This is a genomic window from Micromonospora humida, assembly GCF_016901255.1.
Lineage (GTDB): Bacteria > Actinomycetota > Actinomycetes > Mycobacteriales > Micromonosporaceae > Micromonospora > Micromonospora wenchangensis.
Genome location: NZ_JAFEUC010000004.1, coordinates 425,038 through 441,149, shown reverse-complemented (window position 1 = coordinate 441,149; position 16,112 = coordinate 425,038). Strand labels below are relative to the sequence as shown.

The 16,112-nt window shown below is 72.0% G+C and carries 14 protein-coding genes; 7 read left to right on the top strand and 7 right to left on the bottom strand.

The genetic code is table 11. The features are described from left to right. Nucleotides 1-102: 102 nt before the first annotated feature. From JQX11_RS11670 to JQX11_RS11655, 4 genes are read right to left on the bottom strand one after another with little or no spacing between them, the layout of a single operon-like run. A complete protein-coding gene (locus JQX11_RS11670; protein WP_204924958.1) occupies nucleotides 103-813 on the bottom strand; it encodes an ABC transporter permease in 711 nt (236 codons plus the stop codon). After that, the gene (locus tag JQX11_RS11665; protein ID WP_204924957.1) at nucleotides 813-1,763 is read right to left on the bottom strand and encodes an ABC transporter ATP-binding protein; all 951 of its coding nucleotides are present in this window, start codon (nucleotides 1,761-1,763) and stop codon (nucleotides 813-815) included. Before JQX11_RS11665 ends, JQX11_RS11670 begins: the two co-directional genes overlap by 1 nt. Continuing rightward, a complete protein-coding gene (locus tag JQX11_RS11660; RefSeq protein ID WP_204924956.1) occupies nucleotides 1,760-2,641 on the bottom strand; it encodes an ABC transporter permease in 882 nt (293 codons plus the stop codon). Before JQX11_RS11660 ends, JQX11_RS11665 begins: the two co-directional genes overlap by 4 nt. After that, a complete protein-coding gene (locus JQX11_RS11655; RefSeq protein WP_443673938.1) occupies nucleotides 2,634-3,806 on the bottom strand; it encodes an ABC transporter ATP-binding protein in 1,173 nt (390 codons plus the stop codon). Before JQX11_RS11655 ends, JQX11_RS11660 begins: the two co-directional genes overlap by 8 nt. Here JQX11_RS11655 and JQX11_RS11650 point away from each other — a divergent pair. The 4 genes from JQX11_RS11650 (at nucleotide 3,805) to galT (ending at nucleotide 8,099) form a co-directional block, all read left to right on the top strand. Then, nucleotides 3,805-4,458, top strand: coding sequence for a DM13 domain-containing protein (locus JQX11_RS11650; protein WP_204924954.1), 654 nt, complete (start codon nucleotides 3,805-3,807; stop codon nucleotides 4,456-4,458). The genes JQX11_RS11655 and JQX11_RS11650 overlap by 2 nt on opposite strands. Before the next feature lie 127 nt (nucleotides 4,459-4,585). Next, the gene (gene cysC / locus JQX11_RS11645) at nucleotides 4,586-6,115 is read left to right on the top strand and encodes an adenylyl-sulfate kinase (RefSeq protein ID WP_204924953.1); all 1,530 of its coding nucleotides are present in this window, start codon (nucleotides 4,586-4,588) and stop codon (nucleotides 6,113-6,115) included. Nucleotides 6,116-6,219: 104 nt separating this feature from the next. After that, nucleotides 6,220-7,026: a DeoR/GlpR family DNA-binding transcription regulator gene (locus JQX11_RS11640; protein ID WP_204924952.1), complete on the top strand. Its 807-nt coding sequence runs from the start codon at nucleotides 6,220-6,222 to the stop codon at nucleotides 7,024-7,026. Continuing rightward, complete coding sequence (galT, locus tag JQX11_RS11635; protein WP_204924951.1) at nucleotides 7,023-8,099, top strand: galactose-1-phosphate uridylyltransferase; 1,077 nt, start codon at nucleotides 7,023-7,025, stop codon at nucleotides 8,097-8,099. Before JQX11_RS11640 ends, galT begins: the two co-directional genes overlap by 4 nt. Before the next feature lie 303 nt (nucleotides 8,100-8,402). Here the strand turns inward: galT and JQX11_RS11630 are convergent, their stop codons facing one another. From JQX11_RS11630 to JQX11_RS11620, 3 genes are all read right to left on the bottom strand, one after another. Beyond that, complete coding sequence (locus tag JQX11_RS11630; protein WP_145921657.1) at nucleotides 8,403-9,620, bottom strand: NADP-dependent isocitrate dehydrogenase; 1,218 nt, start codon at nucleotides 9,618-9,620, stop codon at nucleotides 8,403-8,405. Nucleotides 9,621-10,004: 384 nt separating this feature from the next. Further along, entirely contained in the window at nucleotides 10,005-10,955 is a 951-nt protein-coding gene (locus JQX11_RS11625; protein ID WP_088647160.1) for a malate dehydrogenase, read from the bottom strand. A gap of 191 nt (nucleotides 10,956-11,146) precedes the next feature. After that, a complete protein-coding gene (locus JQX11_RS11620; RefSeq protein ID WP_204924950.1) occupies nucleotides 11,147-12,007 on the bottom strand; it encodes a bifunctional methylenetetrahydrofolate dehydrogenase/methenyltetrahydrofolate cyclohydrolase in 861 nt (286 codons plus the stop codon). Between the two features lie 404 nt (nucleotides 12,008-12,411). Between JQX11_RS11620 and JQX11_RS11615 the strand changes: the two genes are divergently transcribed. The 3 genes from JQX11_RS11615 (at nucleotide 12,412) to JQX11_RS11605 (ending at nucleotide 16,081) form a co-directional block, all read left to right on the top strand. Further along, nucleotides 12,412-14,016: a peptide ABC transporter substrate-binding protein gene (locus JQX11_RS11615; protein WP_204924949.1), complete on the top strand. Its 1,605-nt coding sequence runs from the start codon at nucleotides 12,412-12,414 to the stop codon at nucleotides 14,014-14,016. 151 nt (nucleotides 14,017-14,167) lie between these two features. Then, nucleotides 14,168-15,106 carry an ABC transporter permease gene (locus tag JQX11_RS11610; protein ID WP_204924948.1) on the top strand — a complete coding sequence of 313 codons (939 nt, stop codon included), beginning with the start codon at nucleotides 14,168-14,170 and terminating at the stop codon, nucleotides 15,104-15,106. Nucleotides 15,107-15,124: 18 nt separating this feature from the next. After that, complete coding sequence (locus JQX11_RS11605; RefSeq protein WP_088647164.1) at nucleotides 15,125-16,081, top strand: ABC transporter permease; 957 nt, start codon at nucleotides 15,125-15,127, stop codon at nucleotides 16,079-16,081. Nucleotides 16,082-16,112 lie beyond the last annotated feature (31 nt).

Below are 16,112 nucleotides of genomic sequence, written 5' to 3'. Positions count from 1 at the left end.
GCAACTGCGTCGATCAGGGGCTGTCCGCCCCGCCCGCCCGAGCGGGGCGGGCGGGGCGGGCGGGGCGGGCGGGGCGGACAGGGTGAGGCAGGTGGGGCAGGGTCAGCTGGTTTCGCCGGCGACGCTGAAGGAGCGGAGCCGGTCGATGGCCAACACGGTGAAGCCGACGCTGACCATGGCGGTCAGCACCACCGCCACCGGCACCGAGACGGTGGTCGACAGCAGGTCGGTCGGGGCGATCTTGTCGGCCAGGGCGATCACCCACTGCTGGATCGACAGCACCCGGGTGCCGCTGACGAAGTTGCCCAGCAGCCCCTCCCAGATCAGCACGTAGACCAGGCCGAGCAGCACCGGCCGCCGGGTGACCAGGCTGAGCGCCAGGAACAGCGCCGAGTAGGCCAGCGCGCCGAGCGCCGAGGCGACGACCAGGCCCAGGCCGAGGCGTACCGAGTCGGCGAGCACGCCCGCGACGTAGAGCGGCACGGCGACGGTGGCCGCGCTGACCCCGGCGGCCACCGCGAGTTTCGGCAGCACGATCTGCCAGCGGGGCAGCGGCTTGGTCAGGATGTGCACCACCGTGCCGTCGTCGATCTCCGCGCCGAGCACGCCGGTGCCGACGATGAGCGCCACCACCGGCAGCACCACGGCCAGGCCGAGGCCGACCAGCACCGGCGTCGCCCACTGGCCCGGGTCCACCCCGAGCGACCGGCACAGGACGGCCAGCAGCACCAGCACCGCCGGCAGCGGCAGCAGCATGAGGAACCGGCGACGGCCGAACAGCCCGCGCGCGGTGATCCAGGAAACGGTCGACATCAGGCCTCCACCAGGTAGGAGAAGACGCTCTCCAGGGACTCGTCCTCGGGGGTCAACTGCCGGACCCGGATCTGCCGGGCGAGCGCGATCCTGGGCAGCGCCCGGGTGAACGCGCCGTAGTCGCCGGCGCGTACGGTCAGGCCGTTCTTGTCCAGCTCGACGCCCGCGACCGACGGGTCGGCCATCAGCGCCACGGCCAACGCCCGGTCGTCGGTGGAGCGGACCGCGAAGACGTGCGGCCGGTTGGTCATCAACCGGCGGATGGTGCGGAAGTCACCGGAGGCGGCCAGCCGGCCGGCCACCATCACCTGCACCGTGCCGGAGACCTGCTCGACCTCCTCCAGGATGTGCGAGCTGAACAGGATCGTCCGCCCGGCGTCGCCGAGGGAGTGCAGCAGGCCCATCATGTGCAGCCGCTGGCGCGGGTCCATCCCGTTGAACGGCTCGTCGAGCAGCAGCACCTGCGGGTCGTGCACCAGCGCGGCGGCCACCCGGGTCCGCTGCCGCATGCCCTTGGAGTACGTGCCGATCCGGCGGTCCTGCGCGTCGGTCATCTCGACCAGTTCGATCGCCCGGCGGGCGGCGGCCTCGGGGTCGGGCAGCCGGTGCAGCTTCGCGCTGGCCAGCACGAACTCCTTGGCGGTGAGGAAGGAGTGCACCGCCTCCCGCTCGCTGACCAGCCCGAGCCGCCGGTAGACGCCCGGGTTGCGCCAGGTGGACTCCCCGTCGAGGGTGAGCGTGCCCCGGGACGGGGCGAGGAAGCCGGCCATCATGTGCAGCAGGGTGGTCTTGCCGGCGCCGTTCGGGCCGAGCAGGCCGGTCACCCCGGGGCCGAGCCGCATGGTGACGTCGTTGACCGCCACCACGTTGCCGTACCAGCGGGAGACCCCGGCGAGATCCAGGGTGCTGGTGGTGACCACCGGCCGGGCGTCGGTGTCGAGTGTGGTCATCGGGCGGCCACCTTCCGGTATCGCAGCAGCAGCAGGGCGGTGCAGGCGGTGACCAGCAGCACGGCGACGACCGCGTAGACCGGGCCGAAGCCGCCGATCGGCGGGCCGGTGCCGGCGCCCGGGTAGAGCAGGTCCTGCAACGCCCACGAGCCGACCCCCTGTACCAGGGTCGACGGTGAGGCCAACAGGGCCAGCTCGTTGACGGCCCGCGAGGGCAGGATCGACAGCACGCCGACGACCGGGGTGGTCATCAGGAAGACCGCCACGATGCCACCGGCGGCGAAGGCCCGCTTGCCGGTGAGCGAGGCGACCAGCAGACCGATCGAGGCGAAGACCGCCGCCCACAGCCCCGCGTAGAGCAACCCGGGCAGCAGGTCCAGCAGCTCGTTCCAGGTCCCGCGCAGGCCGTCGGAGGTGGTGAACGCCGCCCCCAGGAACATCACCAGCTGCGGCCCGCCCAGCAGCAGCCACAGCGCGCTGACCAGGGAGAGCAGCTTGGCCAGCGCGTAGTCGTCGCGCGGCAGCGGCCGGGAGAAGTACAGCGGGAGCACGCCGCTGCGCAGGTCCCGGGAGACCAGCTCGGGGGCGGCCACCGCGACGAAGAAGATGACCAGCCAGCTCATCGCGTCGGCGAACTGGGCGTACGTCATGACCACCTCGCCGATCTGGCTGCGCACGGCGGTGAGGCCGGCGGCCACCACCGTCACGATGCCGACCACCAACCAGGGGAAGATCTTCGCCTTGGCGCTGCGGCCGAGCCCGAAGACGGTCCGCAGGCCGTGCAGGTAGAGCGCGCCGAACACGTGCCGGCGGCCCAGCCTCGGGCCGGTGTACCGCTGGTAGCCGATGTCGTGGATGACGCCGGTCGGCTCAGGCATTGCTGGGCTCCCTCGGGGCGAAGAGTTCGGCCACCCGGTGCCGGCGCTGGTCCAGCCGGTGCAGCGGCAGGTCCAGCTCGGCGACCGCGCCGAGGATCAGGTCGTAGGTGCGCTCGTCGACGAGCGGGACGAGCAGCATCCGGCCGTCGCGGGTCACCGGCAGGTCGAGCGCGGCGAGCCGGCCGGCCAGCTGGTCGGTGCCCTCGCTGACCTCGACGGCGAGCAGGTCGGTGGCCGAGGTCATCGCGTCGATCCGGTCGGCGCGCAGCAGCCGCCCCCCGTCGATGGCGACCAGGGTGTCGCAGATCCGCTCCACCTCGCCGAGCAGGTGCGAGCAGACCAGGACGGAGATGCCGAACTCGGTGCCGATCCGGTGGACCAGGGCGAGCATGGCGTCCCGGCCGGCCGGGTCGAGGCCGTTGGTGGGCTCGTCGAGCAGCAGCAGATCCGGGTCGTGCACCAGGGCCTGGGCGAGCTTGACGCGCTGCTTCATACCGGTGGAGTAGCCGCCCACCGGGCGGTACCGCTCCTCGTAGAGGCCGACGTGGCGCAGCGTCTCGGAGGCGCGCTCGCGGGCCACCGTACGGGGCAGGCCGCTCATCCGCCCCAGGTGGGTGACGAGTTCGGCGGCGGAGAGGTCGGGCGGAAGCGCCTCGTGTTCGGGCATGTAACCGACCCGGGCGCGGACCGCCGCCGGGTCGGTGGTGGGGTCGAGGTCGAGCACGGAGACCCGTCCGCTGGTCGGCGGGAGCAGGCCCAGCAGAATCTTGATCAGGGTCGACTTGCCGGCGCCGTTCGCGCCGACGAGACCGATGATCCCCGGCTCGACCGCGACGGTCAGGTCGGCCAGCGCGGTGACCCGGCCTCCGTACGTCTTGGTGAGCGACTCGGTCGCGATCAGTGTCACGTCCGCCAGCCTAGGGACCGGCCACCCCGGCGGGTATCCGGAATCGCCCCGGGTCTCCCCTGATACCCGCCCCTGACCAGCCCCGCCCCGATCGGCCGGGCCGACGGTCCGCGCCCGATCGGCGATCCGGCGGTGTCCGTCGAACCCGGCACCGCCGTGCCGGCCCGGGCGGGTCGATCGAGCGGGCGGGGCGGTAAGGCTTCCGTAACCCCGGTGACGGGTGACCGGTCGCGGTGGCGCGGCGAGACTGGACGGCATGTTCCGTCGCCTGTCCCGTGCCCCGCTGGCCTGGGTCGCCGTCGTCGTCCTCGGCGTCGGTGCCGCCTTCGGCCTGTACTGGTTCCAGCCCTGGAAGGTGGTGGCCGACCGCCAGGTCGACGAGCGGCTCTCCGACGTCGACGACGCCGCCCCGACCGGCACCGTGGCCGCCGACGGCACCACACCCGCCGACGGCGGCGTGGCCGGGACCACCCCGACCGGGACCGCCCCGCAGACCGCGCCCGCCGGCACCCCACCCCGGACCACGCCCACGGACGGTTCCCCGGCCACCCGGCCGGTGGTGGTGAGCCGGGGGACGTTCGTCAGTCACGAACACGACACCTCGGGCACCGCCCGGATCGTCCGCACCGCCGACGGCCGGCACCGGCTGGAACTGGTCGGGCTGGACACCTCGAACGGCCCGGATCTGCGGGTCTGGCTCTCCGACCAGCCGGTCCGCCCCGGCCGGGCCGGTTGGCACGTCTTCGACGACGGCCGCCGGGCGGAGCTGGGCCGGCTCAAGGGCAACCGCGGCGACCAGGCGTACGCCGTCCCGGCCGGCACCGACCTCGCCGCGCTGACGAGTGTCACCATCTGGTGTCAACGATTCGCGGTCTCGTTCGGCGCCGCGTCCCTGGTCCCGGCCGGTTGACACCCCCCACCGACCGGCCGGGACACGCCACCGGTGATCCACTTCCGGGTCGGGAGTGGAGTGGCACTCTCGACCGATCGCCGGCCGGCTGAGAAACTGTGATCCGGCCAGCGAGTGAGGGGTACGGATGAGCAACGGTTCAGTGCTGCCCGAGGACGTGCTGCGGGACGCCCCCGCGTACGCGCCACGCCCCGGTGAGCTGGCCGATCTGGAGCTGCTGGTGAGTGGGGCGTACACCCCGCTGGCCGGCTTCATGACCCGCGCCGACCTGGCCTCGTTGCAGCGTCGCGGCAGACTGGCCGACGGCACGTCCTGGCCGGTCCCGGTGACCCTCCAGGTGCCCACCGCCGTCGCCGACGGGCTGGACCCGGCCGACCCGGGCCGGCGGACGCTGGTGCTCACCGACGGCGAGGGCGCCCCGGTGGCCGGGCTGGAGGTGACCGACGTCTGGCAGGTCCGCGAGGGCGTGGCCGGGCTGGGCGGCCCGGTACGCCGGCTCGGCGACGGCGGACACGGCCCGTTCCAGCGGCTGCGCCGGGGGCCGGACGAGGTGCGTCCGTTGCTGCCCCCGGGCCGGGTGCTCGGGGTGATCGCCGACCGGCCGCTGCACCGGCCGCAACTGGCGCAGATCGCGCACGCGGCCCGTACCCTCGGCGCGCATCTGCTGGTGATGATCCCGGTCGGCGAGGACGGCGCGGCCGGACTGCCCACCGAAGCCTTGGTCCGCAGCATCTTCGCCGCCCGCGACCGGATGCCCCCGGCGACGCTGGTCGCCGTCCCGCTGCCCCGCCGGGCCGACGAGATCAGCGACGCGCTGCTGCGGGCCCGGATCTCCGCCGCCTACGGGGTGACCCACCTGCTGTCCACCGGCGGCATGCTCTCCGGGGCGGGGCTGCGGGTGCTGGTCCCCCGCGAGCTCGCCTACGACAGCCGGGACGGCCAGTGGCGCTGGCGGGACGACATCCCGCCGCGCAACCGTAAGCTGGCGCTGAGCGAGGCGGAGATCGACGACCTGCTCGACCGGGGTTTCCCGTTGCCCGAGTGGCACACCCCGCCGGCGGTGGCCAAGGAGCTGAGCCGGGCCCGCCCGCCGCGCCGGCACCGGGGGCTGGTGGTCTTCCTCACCGGGCTCTCCGGCTCCGGCAAGTCGACGATCGCCCGGGGCCTGGCCGATCTGCTGCGCGAGCAGGGCGACCGGACGATCACCCTGCTCGACGGTGACGTGGTGCGTCGGGAGTTGTCGGCCGGGTTGACGTTCAGCCGGGCGGACCGGGACGCGAACGTGCGCCGGATCGGCTGGGTGGCGGCCGAGATCGCCCGGCACCGGGGGGTGGGGATCTGCTGCCCGATCGCCCCGTACGCGCAGGCGCGGGCCGCCGTGCGGGAGATGGCCCGCTCCGCCGGGGCGGGTTTCCTGCTGGTGCACGTGGCCACCCCGTTGGAGGTCTGTGAGCAGCGCGACCGCAAGGGCCTGTACGCCCGCGCCCGCGCCGGCCTGCTCACCGGGATGACCGGCATCGACGACCCGTACGAGACGCCCACCGACGCCGATCTGGTGGTCGACACCACCGACCAGAGCATCGACGAGGCGGTGCAGGCGGTGATGACCCATCTGACCGAGACCGGCTGGGTGGAGCCGCGGCTGCCGTCCGCCTGACCTCGGGGGTTCCACTTCCGCCCCTGCCCGCTGCGCGCTAGTGTTCAATCTTGTTGGAACACGTGCGAGCGCGTGCAGGTGCGGGGGCCCGGGAGGTACGGCGGATGCTGGCGCGGCAGCGGCAGGCGACGATCCTCGACCGGGTCCGCACCGCCGGGGGTGTCCGGGTCACCGAGCTGGCCGCCGAGTTCGGTGTCTCCGACATGACCATCCGGCGTGACCTGGACGCGCTGCACGACCGGGGCCTGCTGGCCAAGGTGCACGGCGGGGCGACCGTCACCGACCCGGGCTCGACCGACGAACCGGGCTTCCACGCCAAGTCCGTCCGGCAGTCCGCCGAGAAGGCCGCCATCGCCTCCCGGGCCGCCGAACTGGTCCGCCCGGGTGCGGCGGTCGCCCTCTCCGCCGGCACCACCACCGCCGAGCTGGCCCGACGCCTGGTCGACGTGCCGGGGCTGACCGTGGTGACCAACTCGCTGCCGGTGGCCGAGATCCTGCACACCGCCGGCCGCCCCGACCAGACCGTGGTGCTGACCGGCGGGGTACGCACCCCGTCCGACGCGCTGGTCGGCCCGCTGGCGGTGGAGGCCATCCGCTCGCTGCACCTGGACCTGCTCTTCCTCGGCGTGCACGGGATCACCGAGCGGGCCGGTTTCACCACCCCGAACCTGATGGAGGCGGAGACCGACCGGGCCCTGGTGGAGGCCGCCGACCGGCTGGTCGTCCTCGCCGACCACACCAAGTGGGGCACCGTCGGCATCTCCTCCATCGTCGGCCTGGGCGCCGCCGACGTGCTGGTCAGCGACGACCGGTTGGCCCCCGAGGCGCGCCGGGTGATCGACGAGAAGGTGGGCGAACTGGTGATCGTGACAGGTACGGGCCGGGCTACCGGGCGGGAGACGACGCGGTGAAGCGTACGGCGATCGAGTTGGCCGACGGCCGCGAGCTGATCTACTTCGACGAGCGCGACGACGCCGTCCGGGACCAGCCGGACCGGCGGGAGCTGCCGCCGCCACCACCCGCCTCCCAGCTCCGCTACGACCCGCTCACCGACGAGTGGGTGGCGGTGGCGGTGCACCGGCAGACCCGGACCTTCCTCCCGCCGGCCGACCAGTGCCCGCTGTGCCCGTCGCGGGGCGACCGGCACAGCGAGATCCCCGCGCCCGACTACGACGTGGCGGTCTTCGAGAACCGGTTCCCCTCACTGAGCCAGCGGATCGCCGACGAGCCGGCCGAGATCACCGGGTTCACCCCGGTCCGCCCCGGCCAGGGGCGCTGCGAGGTGGTCTGCTTCACCGACGACCACGAGGCGTCCTTCGCCAGCCTCTCCCCCGCCCGGGTCCGGCTGGTGCTCGACGCGCTGGCCGACCGGACCACGGCGGTCGGCGCGCTGCCCGGGGTGGAGCAGGTGTTCTGCTTCGAGAACCGGGGCGTGGAGATCGGCGTGACCCTGCACCACCCGCACGGCCAGATCTACGCGTACCCGTTCGTCACGCCGCGTACCCGGTCGATGCTGGCGGCGGCCCGCCGGCACGCGGAACGCACCGGCGGCGGCAACCTCTACGCCGACGTGCTCGCCGCCGAGCGCGCCGCCGGGGACCGGGTGGTCGCGGCGAACGAGCACTGGACGGCGTACGTGCCGGCGGCGGCCCGGTGGCCGTTCGAGGTGCACGTCGCGCCGCACCGGCCGGTGCCGGACATCCCGGCGCTCGACGACGCCGAACGGGACGCCTTCGGCCCGCTCTACCTGGACGTGCTGCGCCGGTTCGACGGGCTGTTCGACCTGCCCATGCCGTACATCGCGGCCTGGCACCAGGCGCCCGTGCGGATCGACCGGGAGTTGGGTCACCTGCACCTGCAACTGTTCAGCGTCCGGCGGGCGAGGGACAAGCTGAAGTACCTGGCCGGTTCCGAGTCCGGGATGGGGGTCTTCATCAACGACATCGCCCCCGAGCGGGCCGCCGAACTGTTGCGCGCCGCCTGACCTCGCAGGCAGGGCGCGGGGGGCCCCGGAACAGGGCCCCCCGCGGGGAAGGGACGGCTGGCTGTGCTCGACAGCCGGGAAGGCTGGCCGGTCGGCACCGGTGCCGTGCGACGACCGACGACAACCTCCCTGGACGCGACTGGCACCACGTCCACCCAGCTCAACGACCTTTTTCCGGGCCGGTGACGCGGCCGTCACCCGGACGGGTGGCGCCGCTGTCCCCCGGTGCGGGGGCCGCGACGCGCCGGAGACGACGGAACCCGCCGGCGGTCCGCCGGCGGGTTCCGTGGGTACGGGCGAGGGTCAGGCGCCGAGCTTGCGCGCCAGGTTCTCGTCGAGGGTGTTCATGAACTCGTCGGTGGTCTGCCACGGGGCGTCCCGCGAGATGAGCAGCGCGAGGTCCTTGGTCATCTGGCCGCTCTCGACGGTGTCGACGATGACCTGCTCCAGGGTGTCGGCGAACTCGGTGACCGCGGGGGTGCCGTCCAGCTTGCCCCGGTGGGCGAGGCCCCGGGTCCAGGCGTAGATCGAGGCGATCGGGTTGGTCGAGGTCTTCTCGCCCTTCTGGTACTGCCGGTAGTGCCGGGTGACGGTGCCGTGGGCGGCCTCCGCCTCGACGGTACGACCGTCCGGGGAGAGCAGCACGGAGGTCATCAGGCCGAGCGAGCCGAAGCCCTGCGCGACGGTGTCGGACTGCACGTCACCGTCGTAGTTCTTGCAGGCCCAGACGTAGCCGCCCTCCCACTTGAGCGCGGCGGCGACCATGTCGTCGATGAGCCGGTGCTCGTAGGTGAGGCCGGCGGCGGCGAACTCGTCCTTGAACTCGTTCTCGAACACCTCGGCGAAGAGGTCCTTGAACCGGCCGTCGTACGCCTTGAGGATGGTGTTCTTGGTCGACATGTAGACCGGGTAGTTGCGGTCCAGGCCGTACCGGAACGAGGCGCGGGCGAAGTCCCGGATCGACTCGTCGTAGTTGTACATGCCCATGGCGATGCCGCCGCCGGGGAAGTTGGCGACCTCCATCTCCATCGGGGTGCCGCCGTCGGCCGGGGTGTACGTGATGGTGACCGTGCCCGGACCGGGGACCACGAAGTCGGTGGCCTTGTACTGGTCGCCGTGCGCGTGCCGGCCGATGATGATCGGCTTGGTCCAGCCCGGGACGAGCCGCGGCACGTTCGACATGATGATCGGCTCGCGGAAGACCACGCCGCCGAGGATGTTACGGATGGTGCCGTTCGGCGAGCGCCACATCTTCTTGAGGCCGAACTCCTCGACCCGGGCCTCGTCCGGGGTGATGGTGGCGCACTTGACGCCGACGCCGTGCTCCTTGATGGCGTTCGCGGCGTCGATGGTCACCTGGTCGTCGGTGGCGTCCCGGTGCTGGATCGACAGGTCGTAGTAGTGCAGGTCGACGTCGAGGTAGGGCAGGATCAGCTGCTCGCGGATCTGCTTCCAGATGATCCGGGTCATCTCGTCGCCGTCGAGCTCCACGACCGGGTTGTTTACCTTGATCTTCGCCATCGGCCGGCGCTCCTCTCGGGGGACACGTGCTCAAGCAGTACGAGCGTACTGGAAACTGGTCGGCGGTACCGAGCCGGCCTCCACCCGGCGGCACCGGCCGGCGGAAAAACGCCCGGGTGGGCCACGCCCGGAGGCATTCCCCGGGGCGACCGCCGCACACCACCGCAAAGCCGACCGGCGGAAACCCGCCCCGGAGCGGCAGCCCGGTGATCAAGAGGTTCGCGTCACGTCCGGGCGGTGGCTTGACGCAAACCTCTTGATCACCGGGGCGGGGCGGGGCGACCGCCGGGCGAGGCGACCGGCGGGGCGGGGGCGACCGGCGGGGACGGCGCAGGGGCGGGACGGCGGGTGCCGTCCCGCCCCTGCGGCGGATGGTTCAGCGGATCACATGCTGGCGACGTCGGCCTGCTTGGCGCGGACGGCCTCGGCGGCCTCCTTGAGGCTGGCCAGCTCGTCGGCGTCCAGGTCGGTCTCGACGACCCGCTTCACGCCCTCGGCGCCGATCTCGGCCTCGACGCCCAGGTAGACCCCGGAGATGCCGTACTCGCCGTCGACCCAGGCGCAGACGGGCATGACCGCGCCGGAGTCCTCGGCCACGGCCCGCGCCATCCGGGCGGCGGCGGCAGACGGCGCGTAGTACGCCGAACCGGTCTTGAGCAGCGCGACGACCTCGGCGCCACCGTTGCGGGTCTTGACGACCAGCTCCTCGATCTGCTCGGCGGGCATCGCGTCACGCAGCGGCTTGCCGTTGACGGTGCTCTGCGAGGGCACCGGCACCATCGTGTCGCCGTGCGAGCCGAGGGTCAGCGTCTTGACCGACTTCACCGGTACGTCGAGGGCCTCGGCGACGAAGTTGGTGAACCGGGCGGTGTCGAGCATGCCGGCCTGGCCGAGCACCCGGTTCCTGGGGAACTGGGTGGCGAGCTGGGCCAGCGCGGTCATCTCGTCGAGCGGGTTGGACACCACGATGACGACGGCGTTCGGGGCGTACTTGGCGACGTTCTCGGCGACCTGCCGCACGATCTTGGCGTTGGTCTCCAGCAGGTCCATCCGGCTCATGCCCGGCTTGCGGGGCAGACCGGCGGTGATCACCACGACGTCGGAGCCCTCGATGGCCTCGTAGCCCTCACCGTTGGGGCCGGTGGTGACGCCGACGACCTTGGTCTCGAAGCCCTCGACCGCGCGGGACTGGTTGAGGTCCAGCGCGAGACCCGCCGGCTTGCCCTCCACGATGTCGGTGATGACGACGGTGTCGAAGACGTCGTACTCGGCCAGGCGCTGTGCGGTGGTGGAGCCGTAGAAGCCGGCCCCGACGACAGTGACCTTCTTACCCATGGTCGTCCCACTCCCTGCTACCAGTCGGTTTTCCCGACCGTAACAGTCATCCCGGCACCGTTTCGGCCAGGGGCGGCGACCATCCCCGGGATGGGGCCAACGTCACCACCGCCCGGTTCCCGGCGGGTGCCGCGGCGGGCGGTGGCCCGGCCCCGTGCCACCGCCGCCGAGCAGGGGCGACGGCCTGCGGGTCAGCCGCGCTCGGCGCGTTCGACGACGTTGGTGAGCAGCATGGCCCGGGTCATCGGCCCGACGCCGCCGGGCATCGGGGCCAGCCGACCGGCCACCTGCGCCACCTCCGGGTCGACGTCGCCGGTGTAGCGGCCCTTGCCGTCGTCGCCGATCACCCGGGTGATGCCGACGTCCACCACTGTGGCCCCCGGCGTGATCATGTCGGCGGTGAGCAGGCCGGGCACCCCGGCGGCGACGATGACGATGTCGGCGGCGCGGGTGTGGGCCGCGAGGTCGAGGGTGCCGGTGTGGCAGAGGGTCACCGTCGCGTTCTCACTGCGCCGGTTGAGCAGCAGACCGAGCGGGCGGCCGACGGTGTTGCCCCGGCCGACGAGCGCGACGTTGGCGCCGCGCAGCGGCACGTCGTAGCGGCGGAGCAGCTCGACGATGCCGCGCGGGGTGCAGGGCAGCGGGCCGTCGTAGCCGAGCACCAGCCGGCCCAGGTTCACCGGGTGCAGGCCGTCGGCGTCCTTGTCCGGGTCGATCATCTCCAGCGCCCGCTGGGTGTCCAGGTGCCCCGGCAGCGGCAGCTGGACGATGTAGCCGTGGCAGCCCGGGTCGGCGTTCAGCTCGGCCAGGACGTCGTCGAGCTGCTGCCCGGTGGCGTCGGCGGGCAGCTCGCGGCGGATCGAGGCGATGCCCACCTCGGCGCAGTCGCGGTGCTTGCCGTTGACGTACGCCTCGGAGCCGGGGTCCGCGCCGACCAGGACCGTGCCCAGGCCGGGGGTGACCCCCCGCTCGGCCAACGCCTTGACGCGTACCCGCAGCTCGTCCTTGATCTCGGCTGCGGTCGCCTTGCCGTCCAGGATGATCGCCGTCACGACCAGATCGTCTCATGGTCGGCGGACGGCGGACCGACGACGGGGAACCCGTGACTTTCCGTGATGTGCCGTTATTCACTCTGAGTGACCAAGTGCGGGCCGGCTCACACAGTGAACCGGACGGGAGGGACGCGTCGGGCCCGGACCGGAGATCGGGCGTCCGGGCGGTCACGACGGGCGATCCACCCTGACGGCACCGTGAAACCACCCTCGTCACCCGCCATCGAGCAGGCATTTCGCTGGGTTTCCGATACCAGTAACGGTCGTCGACGACAAGGCCGCAGCCGGTGATCGCAACGCTGTCGTTGTCGACGGGCCCAACCCGACCTACCGTTGCCGGACGTTGCGCAGAGTCACCCAACGCCGGGTCCGGCTGCGCTCCGTGATGAGATGAGGAGACCCCCATGCGTGTGCGCAGGCTTGCTGCCTGGACCGCTCTCCCGCTCGCGGTGACCCTGGGCCTGGCGGCCTGCGGCTCGGGCGGCGGCAGCGGAACCGGTCAGTCCGACCCCGACGCGGCCGTGCGGATCGAGATCGCCGAGCCGCAGCACCTGGTGCCGACCAACACCAACGAGACCAGCGGTTCGCAGGTGCTCGCCGCCCTGTTCAGCCCACTCGTCGACTACGACGAGGCCAACAAGCCCTACGAGGTGGCGGCCGAGTCGGTCACGTCGTCGGACAACAGGGTCTGGACGGTCAAGCTCAAGGACGGCTACACCTTCCACAACGGCGAGAAGGTCACCGCCGACAACTACCTCGACGCCTGGAACTACGGCGCGTACGCCCCCAACGGGCAGAACTCCAGCTACTTCTTCGAGAAGATCGCCGGGTACGCCGACCTCCAGGGCGACAAGCCGGCCGCCGAGCGGCTGTCCGGGCTGAAGAAGGTCGACGACCTGACCTTCACCGTGACGCTGACCGAGCCGTACAGCGAGTTCAAGACGATGCTCGGGTACACCGCCTTCTACCCGCTGCCGAAGGCCGCCTTCTCGGCCCCCGGCGTGCTCAAGGAGGGCTACGAGCAGGCCCCGGTCGGGCAGGGCCCGTTCCGGATGAAGGGCTCCTGGCAGCACGACGCCAAGGTCGAGGTGGAACGCTACGACGCCTTTCCCGGCGAGCAGCCGAAGGTGGGCGGCGTCGAGTTCCGGATCTACCAGCAGCCGACCGCCGCGTACGCGGACGTACTCTCGGACAACCTCGACGTGATCAAGACGATCCCGACCGAGAACCTGTCCACCGCCGCCACCGACCTGGGCGACCGGTTCCGGCAGAGCCCCGCGTCGTCGTTGCAGGTACTGGCCTTCCCGACCTTCCAGAAGGAGTTCAGCAAGCCCGAGGTGCGCAAGGCGATCTCGATGGCGATCGACCGGGACGAGATCACCAAGTCGATCTTCAAGGACTCGCAGCAGCCGGCCCGCTCGTTCGTCTCGCCGGTGGTCGCGGGCTACCGGGAGAACACCATCGGCGCGGCCGGCGAGTTCGACCCGGCCAAGGCGAAGGCGGCGTACGAGGCGGCCGGCGGCCCGAAGAAGATCGAACTGTCGTACAACGGCGACGGCGGGCACAAGGACTGGATCGACGCGACCTGCAACCAGCTCAAGGCCAACCTGGGCGTGGAGTGCGTCGGCACCGCCGAGCCCAAGTTCGCCGACCTGCTGACCAAGGTCAAGGCGAAGCAGCCGGTGGGTCTGTTCCGGATGGGTTGGGTGATGGACTACCCGTCGATGGAGAACTACCTCGGCCCGCTGTACAGCACCAACGGCTCGTCGAACTACTACGGCTACAGCAACCCCGAGTTCGACAAGCTCCTCGCCGAGGGCGCCAAGGCGCCGAACGAGGAGGCCGCGATCGCCAGGTACCAGGCGGCCGAGGACCTGCTGGCCAAGGACATGCCGGTGATCCCGCTGCGCTACGGCCAGAACAACTTCGGCCACTCGACCAAGGTGAAGAACGTCCAGATGGACCTCTTCGACCGGGTCGACCTGCTGAAGATCGAGGCGGTCAGCTAGTCCGGGAGGGCGTCGGCGGCGAGCGGGCCGCCGGCACGTGCAGGCGCGTCGGCGGCAACGGGGCCGCCGGCGGGAGCAACGGGTCGGGTCATCGGTGGACGGTGACCCGACCCGCCTCCGTCTCCGCCGCTTTTGGGCAAGACTGCACAGTATGTTCCGCTTCGTTCTGCGGCGTCTGCTCCAGATGGTCCTCGCCTTCTTCGGGACCACCCTGATCGTGTACGCCCTGATGTTCGCCGGCCAGGGCGACCCGATCCAGGCGCTGGCCGGGGAACGGCCGGTGACCCCGGCGCAGCGGGCGTACCTGACGGAGAAGTTCCACCTCGACCGCACCGGCGTCGGCGGCTTCCTCTACCGCTACCTCGACTACCTCAAGAACCTGCTCCAGGGTGACCTCGGGCAGTCGCTGACCGGCCGCTCGATCGGGGACATCCTCGCCGCCGCCTGGCCGGTCACCGTCAAGCTGGCGCTGATCGCGATGGCCGTGACGATCCTGTTCGGGGTCACCGCCGGGGTGCTCGCCGGCATCCGCCGGGCCAGCCTGTTCGACAACGCCACCCTGGTGCTGACCCTGCTGGTGCTGGGCATCCCCACCATCGTGCTGGCCCCGCTCGCCCAGTACCTGCTCGGCGTGCGGTGGCCCGTCTTCCCACCCACCGCCGGCGCCGACCCCGACCTGTGGGCCCTGCTGCTGCCCGGCATCGTGCTCGGCTCGCTGTCGCTGGCCACCGCGCTGCGGCTGACCCGTACCTCGGTCGCGGAGAACCTGCGCGCCGACTACGTGCGTACCGCCCGGTCCAAGGGGCTGGCCCGGCGGCGGATCATCGGCGTGCACGTGCTGCGCAACTCGCTCATCCCCGTGATCACCTTCCTCGGTGTCGAACTGGGCAACCTGATGAGCGGCGCGATCATCACCGAGGGCGTGTTCAACATCCCTGGGGTCGGCTTCAACCTGTTCCGGGGCATCCGCACCGAGGACGGCCCGCTGGTGGTGGGCATCGTCAGCGTCCTCGTCGTGGTCTACCTCGTCGCCAACCTGGTGGTGGACGTCCTGTACGCCGTCCTCGACCCGAGGATCCGCTATGAGTGAGCACAACGAGGTGACGGCATGAGCGACTTCGAGACGGTGGCGGCGACGGAGGACCAGGCCGCCAGGCGCGGGGTCTCCGGCGAGCCGGGCACACCCGACCGGGTGGGCGTACCGCAGAAGCCCCGCAGCCTGGCCGGGGACGCCTGGCGCGACCTGCGCCGCAAGCCGGTCTTCTGGATCAGCCTGGTGCTGGTCGTGCTGGTCGCCGCGATGGCCGCCGTGCCGTCGCTGTTCACCGCCAACGACCCGCGCGACTGCGTGCTGTCCCGCCAGCACGCCGGGGCGTCCGGCGGGGCCATCTTCGGGTACGACTTCCAGGGCTGCGACACGTACGCCCGCGCCGTCTACGGGGCCCGCGCCTCGCTGCTGGTCGGTGCGCTGTCCGCCCTGCTCACCGGGGCCATCGCGCTGGTCGTCGGGATGGTGGCCGGGTACTTCGGCCGCTGGGTCGACGCGGTGCTCTCCCGGGTGATCGACATCGTGCTCGGCATCCCGCTGCTGCTGGCCGCGATCGTGCTGCTCAAGCGGGTCAGCACCAGCAGCGACACGGTCCGGCTGTTCGCGGTGATCTTCGTGCTGGCGGTGCTCGGCTGGACCACCGCCGCCCGGGTGGTCCGCTCCTCGGTGATCACCGCGAAGGAGCAGGACTACGTCGCCGCCGCCCGGATGCTCGGCGCGGGCCACGGCCGGATCATGTGGCGGCACATCCTGCCCAACGCGCTCGCCCCGGCGATCGTGGTGCTGACCATCGCGCTCGGCTCGTTCATCGCCGCCGAGGCGACCCTGAGCTTCCTCGGCATCGGGCTGAAGGCCCCGACCATCTCCTGGGGCATCGAGATCGACGCCGGCCGGGTGCACATGCGCGAGTCGGCGACGCCGCTGGTCGTCCCGTCCGCCTTCCTCGCGCTGACCGTGCTCGCCTTCATCATGCTCGGCGACGCGATCCGCGACGCCTTCGACCCGAAGCTGCGGTGAGGCCGATGTCCACCCCGGGCGCGAGCGAGAG

Bases quoted from the DNA above. Each gene is read 5' to 3' on its own strand.
- JQX11_RS11670 (WP_204924958.1), bottom strand. From the start codon at position 813: ATGTCGACCGTTTCCTGGATCACCGCGCGCGGGCTGTTCGGCCGTCGC.
- JQX11_RS11665 (WP_204924957.1), bottom strand. From the start codon at position 1,763: ATGACCACACTCGACACCGACGCCCGGCCGGTGGTCACCACCAGCACC.
- JQX11_RS11660 (WP_204924956.1), bottom strand. From the start codon at position 2,641: ATGCCTGAGCCGACCGGCGTCATCCACGACATCGGCTACCAGCGGTAC.
- JQX11_RS11650 (WP_204924954.1), top strand. From the start codon at position 3,805: ATGTTCCGTCGCCTGTCCCGTGCCCCGCTGGCCTGGGTCGCCGTCGTC.
- JQX11_RS11655 (WP_443673938.1), bottom strand. From the start codon at position 3,806: ATGCCGTCCAGTCTCGCCGCGCCACCGCGACCGGTCACCCGTCACCGG.
- cysC (WP_204924953.1), top strand. From the start codon at position 4,586: ATGAGCAACGGTTCAGTGCTGCCCGAGGACGTGCTGCGGGACGCCCCC.
- JQX11_RS11640 (WP_204924952.1), top strand. From the start codon at position 6,220: ATGCTGGCGCGGCAGCGGCAGGCGACGATCCTCGACCGGGTCCGCACC.
- JQX11_RS11630 (WP_145921657.1), bottom strand. From the start codon at position 9,620: ATGGCGAAGATCAAGGTAAACAACCCGGTCGTGGAGCTCGACGGCGAC.
- JQX11_RS11625 (WP_088647160.1), bottom strand. From the start codon at position 10,955: ATGGGTAAGAAGGTCACTGTCGTCGGGGCCGGCTTCTACGGCTCCACC.
- JQX11_RS11615 (WP_204924949.1), top strand. From the start codon at position 12,412: ATGCGTGTGCGCAGGCTTGCTGCCTGGACCGCTCTCCCGCTCGCGGTG.
- JQX11_RS11610 (WP_204924948.1), top strand. From the start codon at position 14,168: ATGTTCCGCTTCGTTCTGCGGCGTCTGCTCCAGATGGTCCTCGCCTTC.
- JQX11_RS11605 (WP_088647164.1), top strand. From the start codon at position 15,125: ATGAGCGACTTCGAGACGGTGGCGGCGACGGAGGACCAGGCCGCCAGG.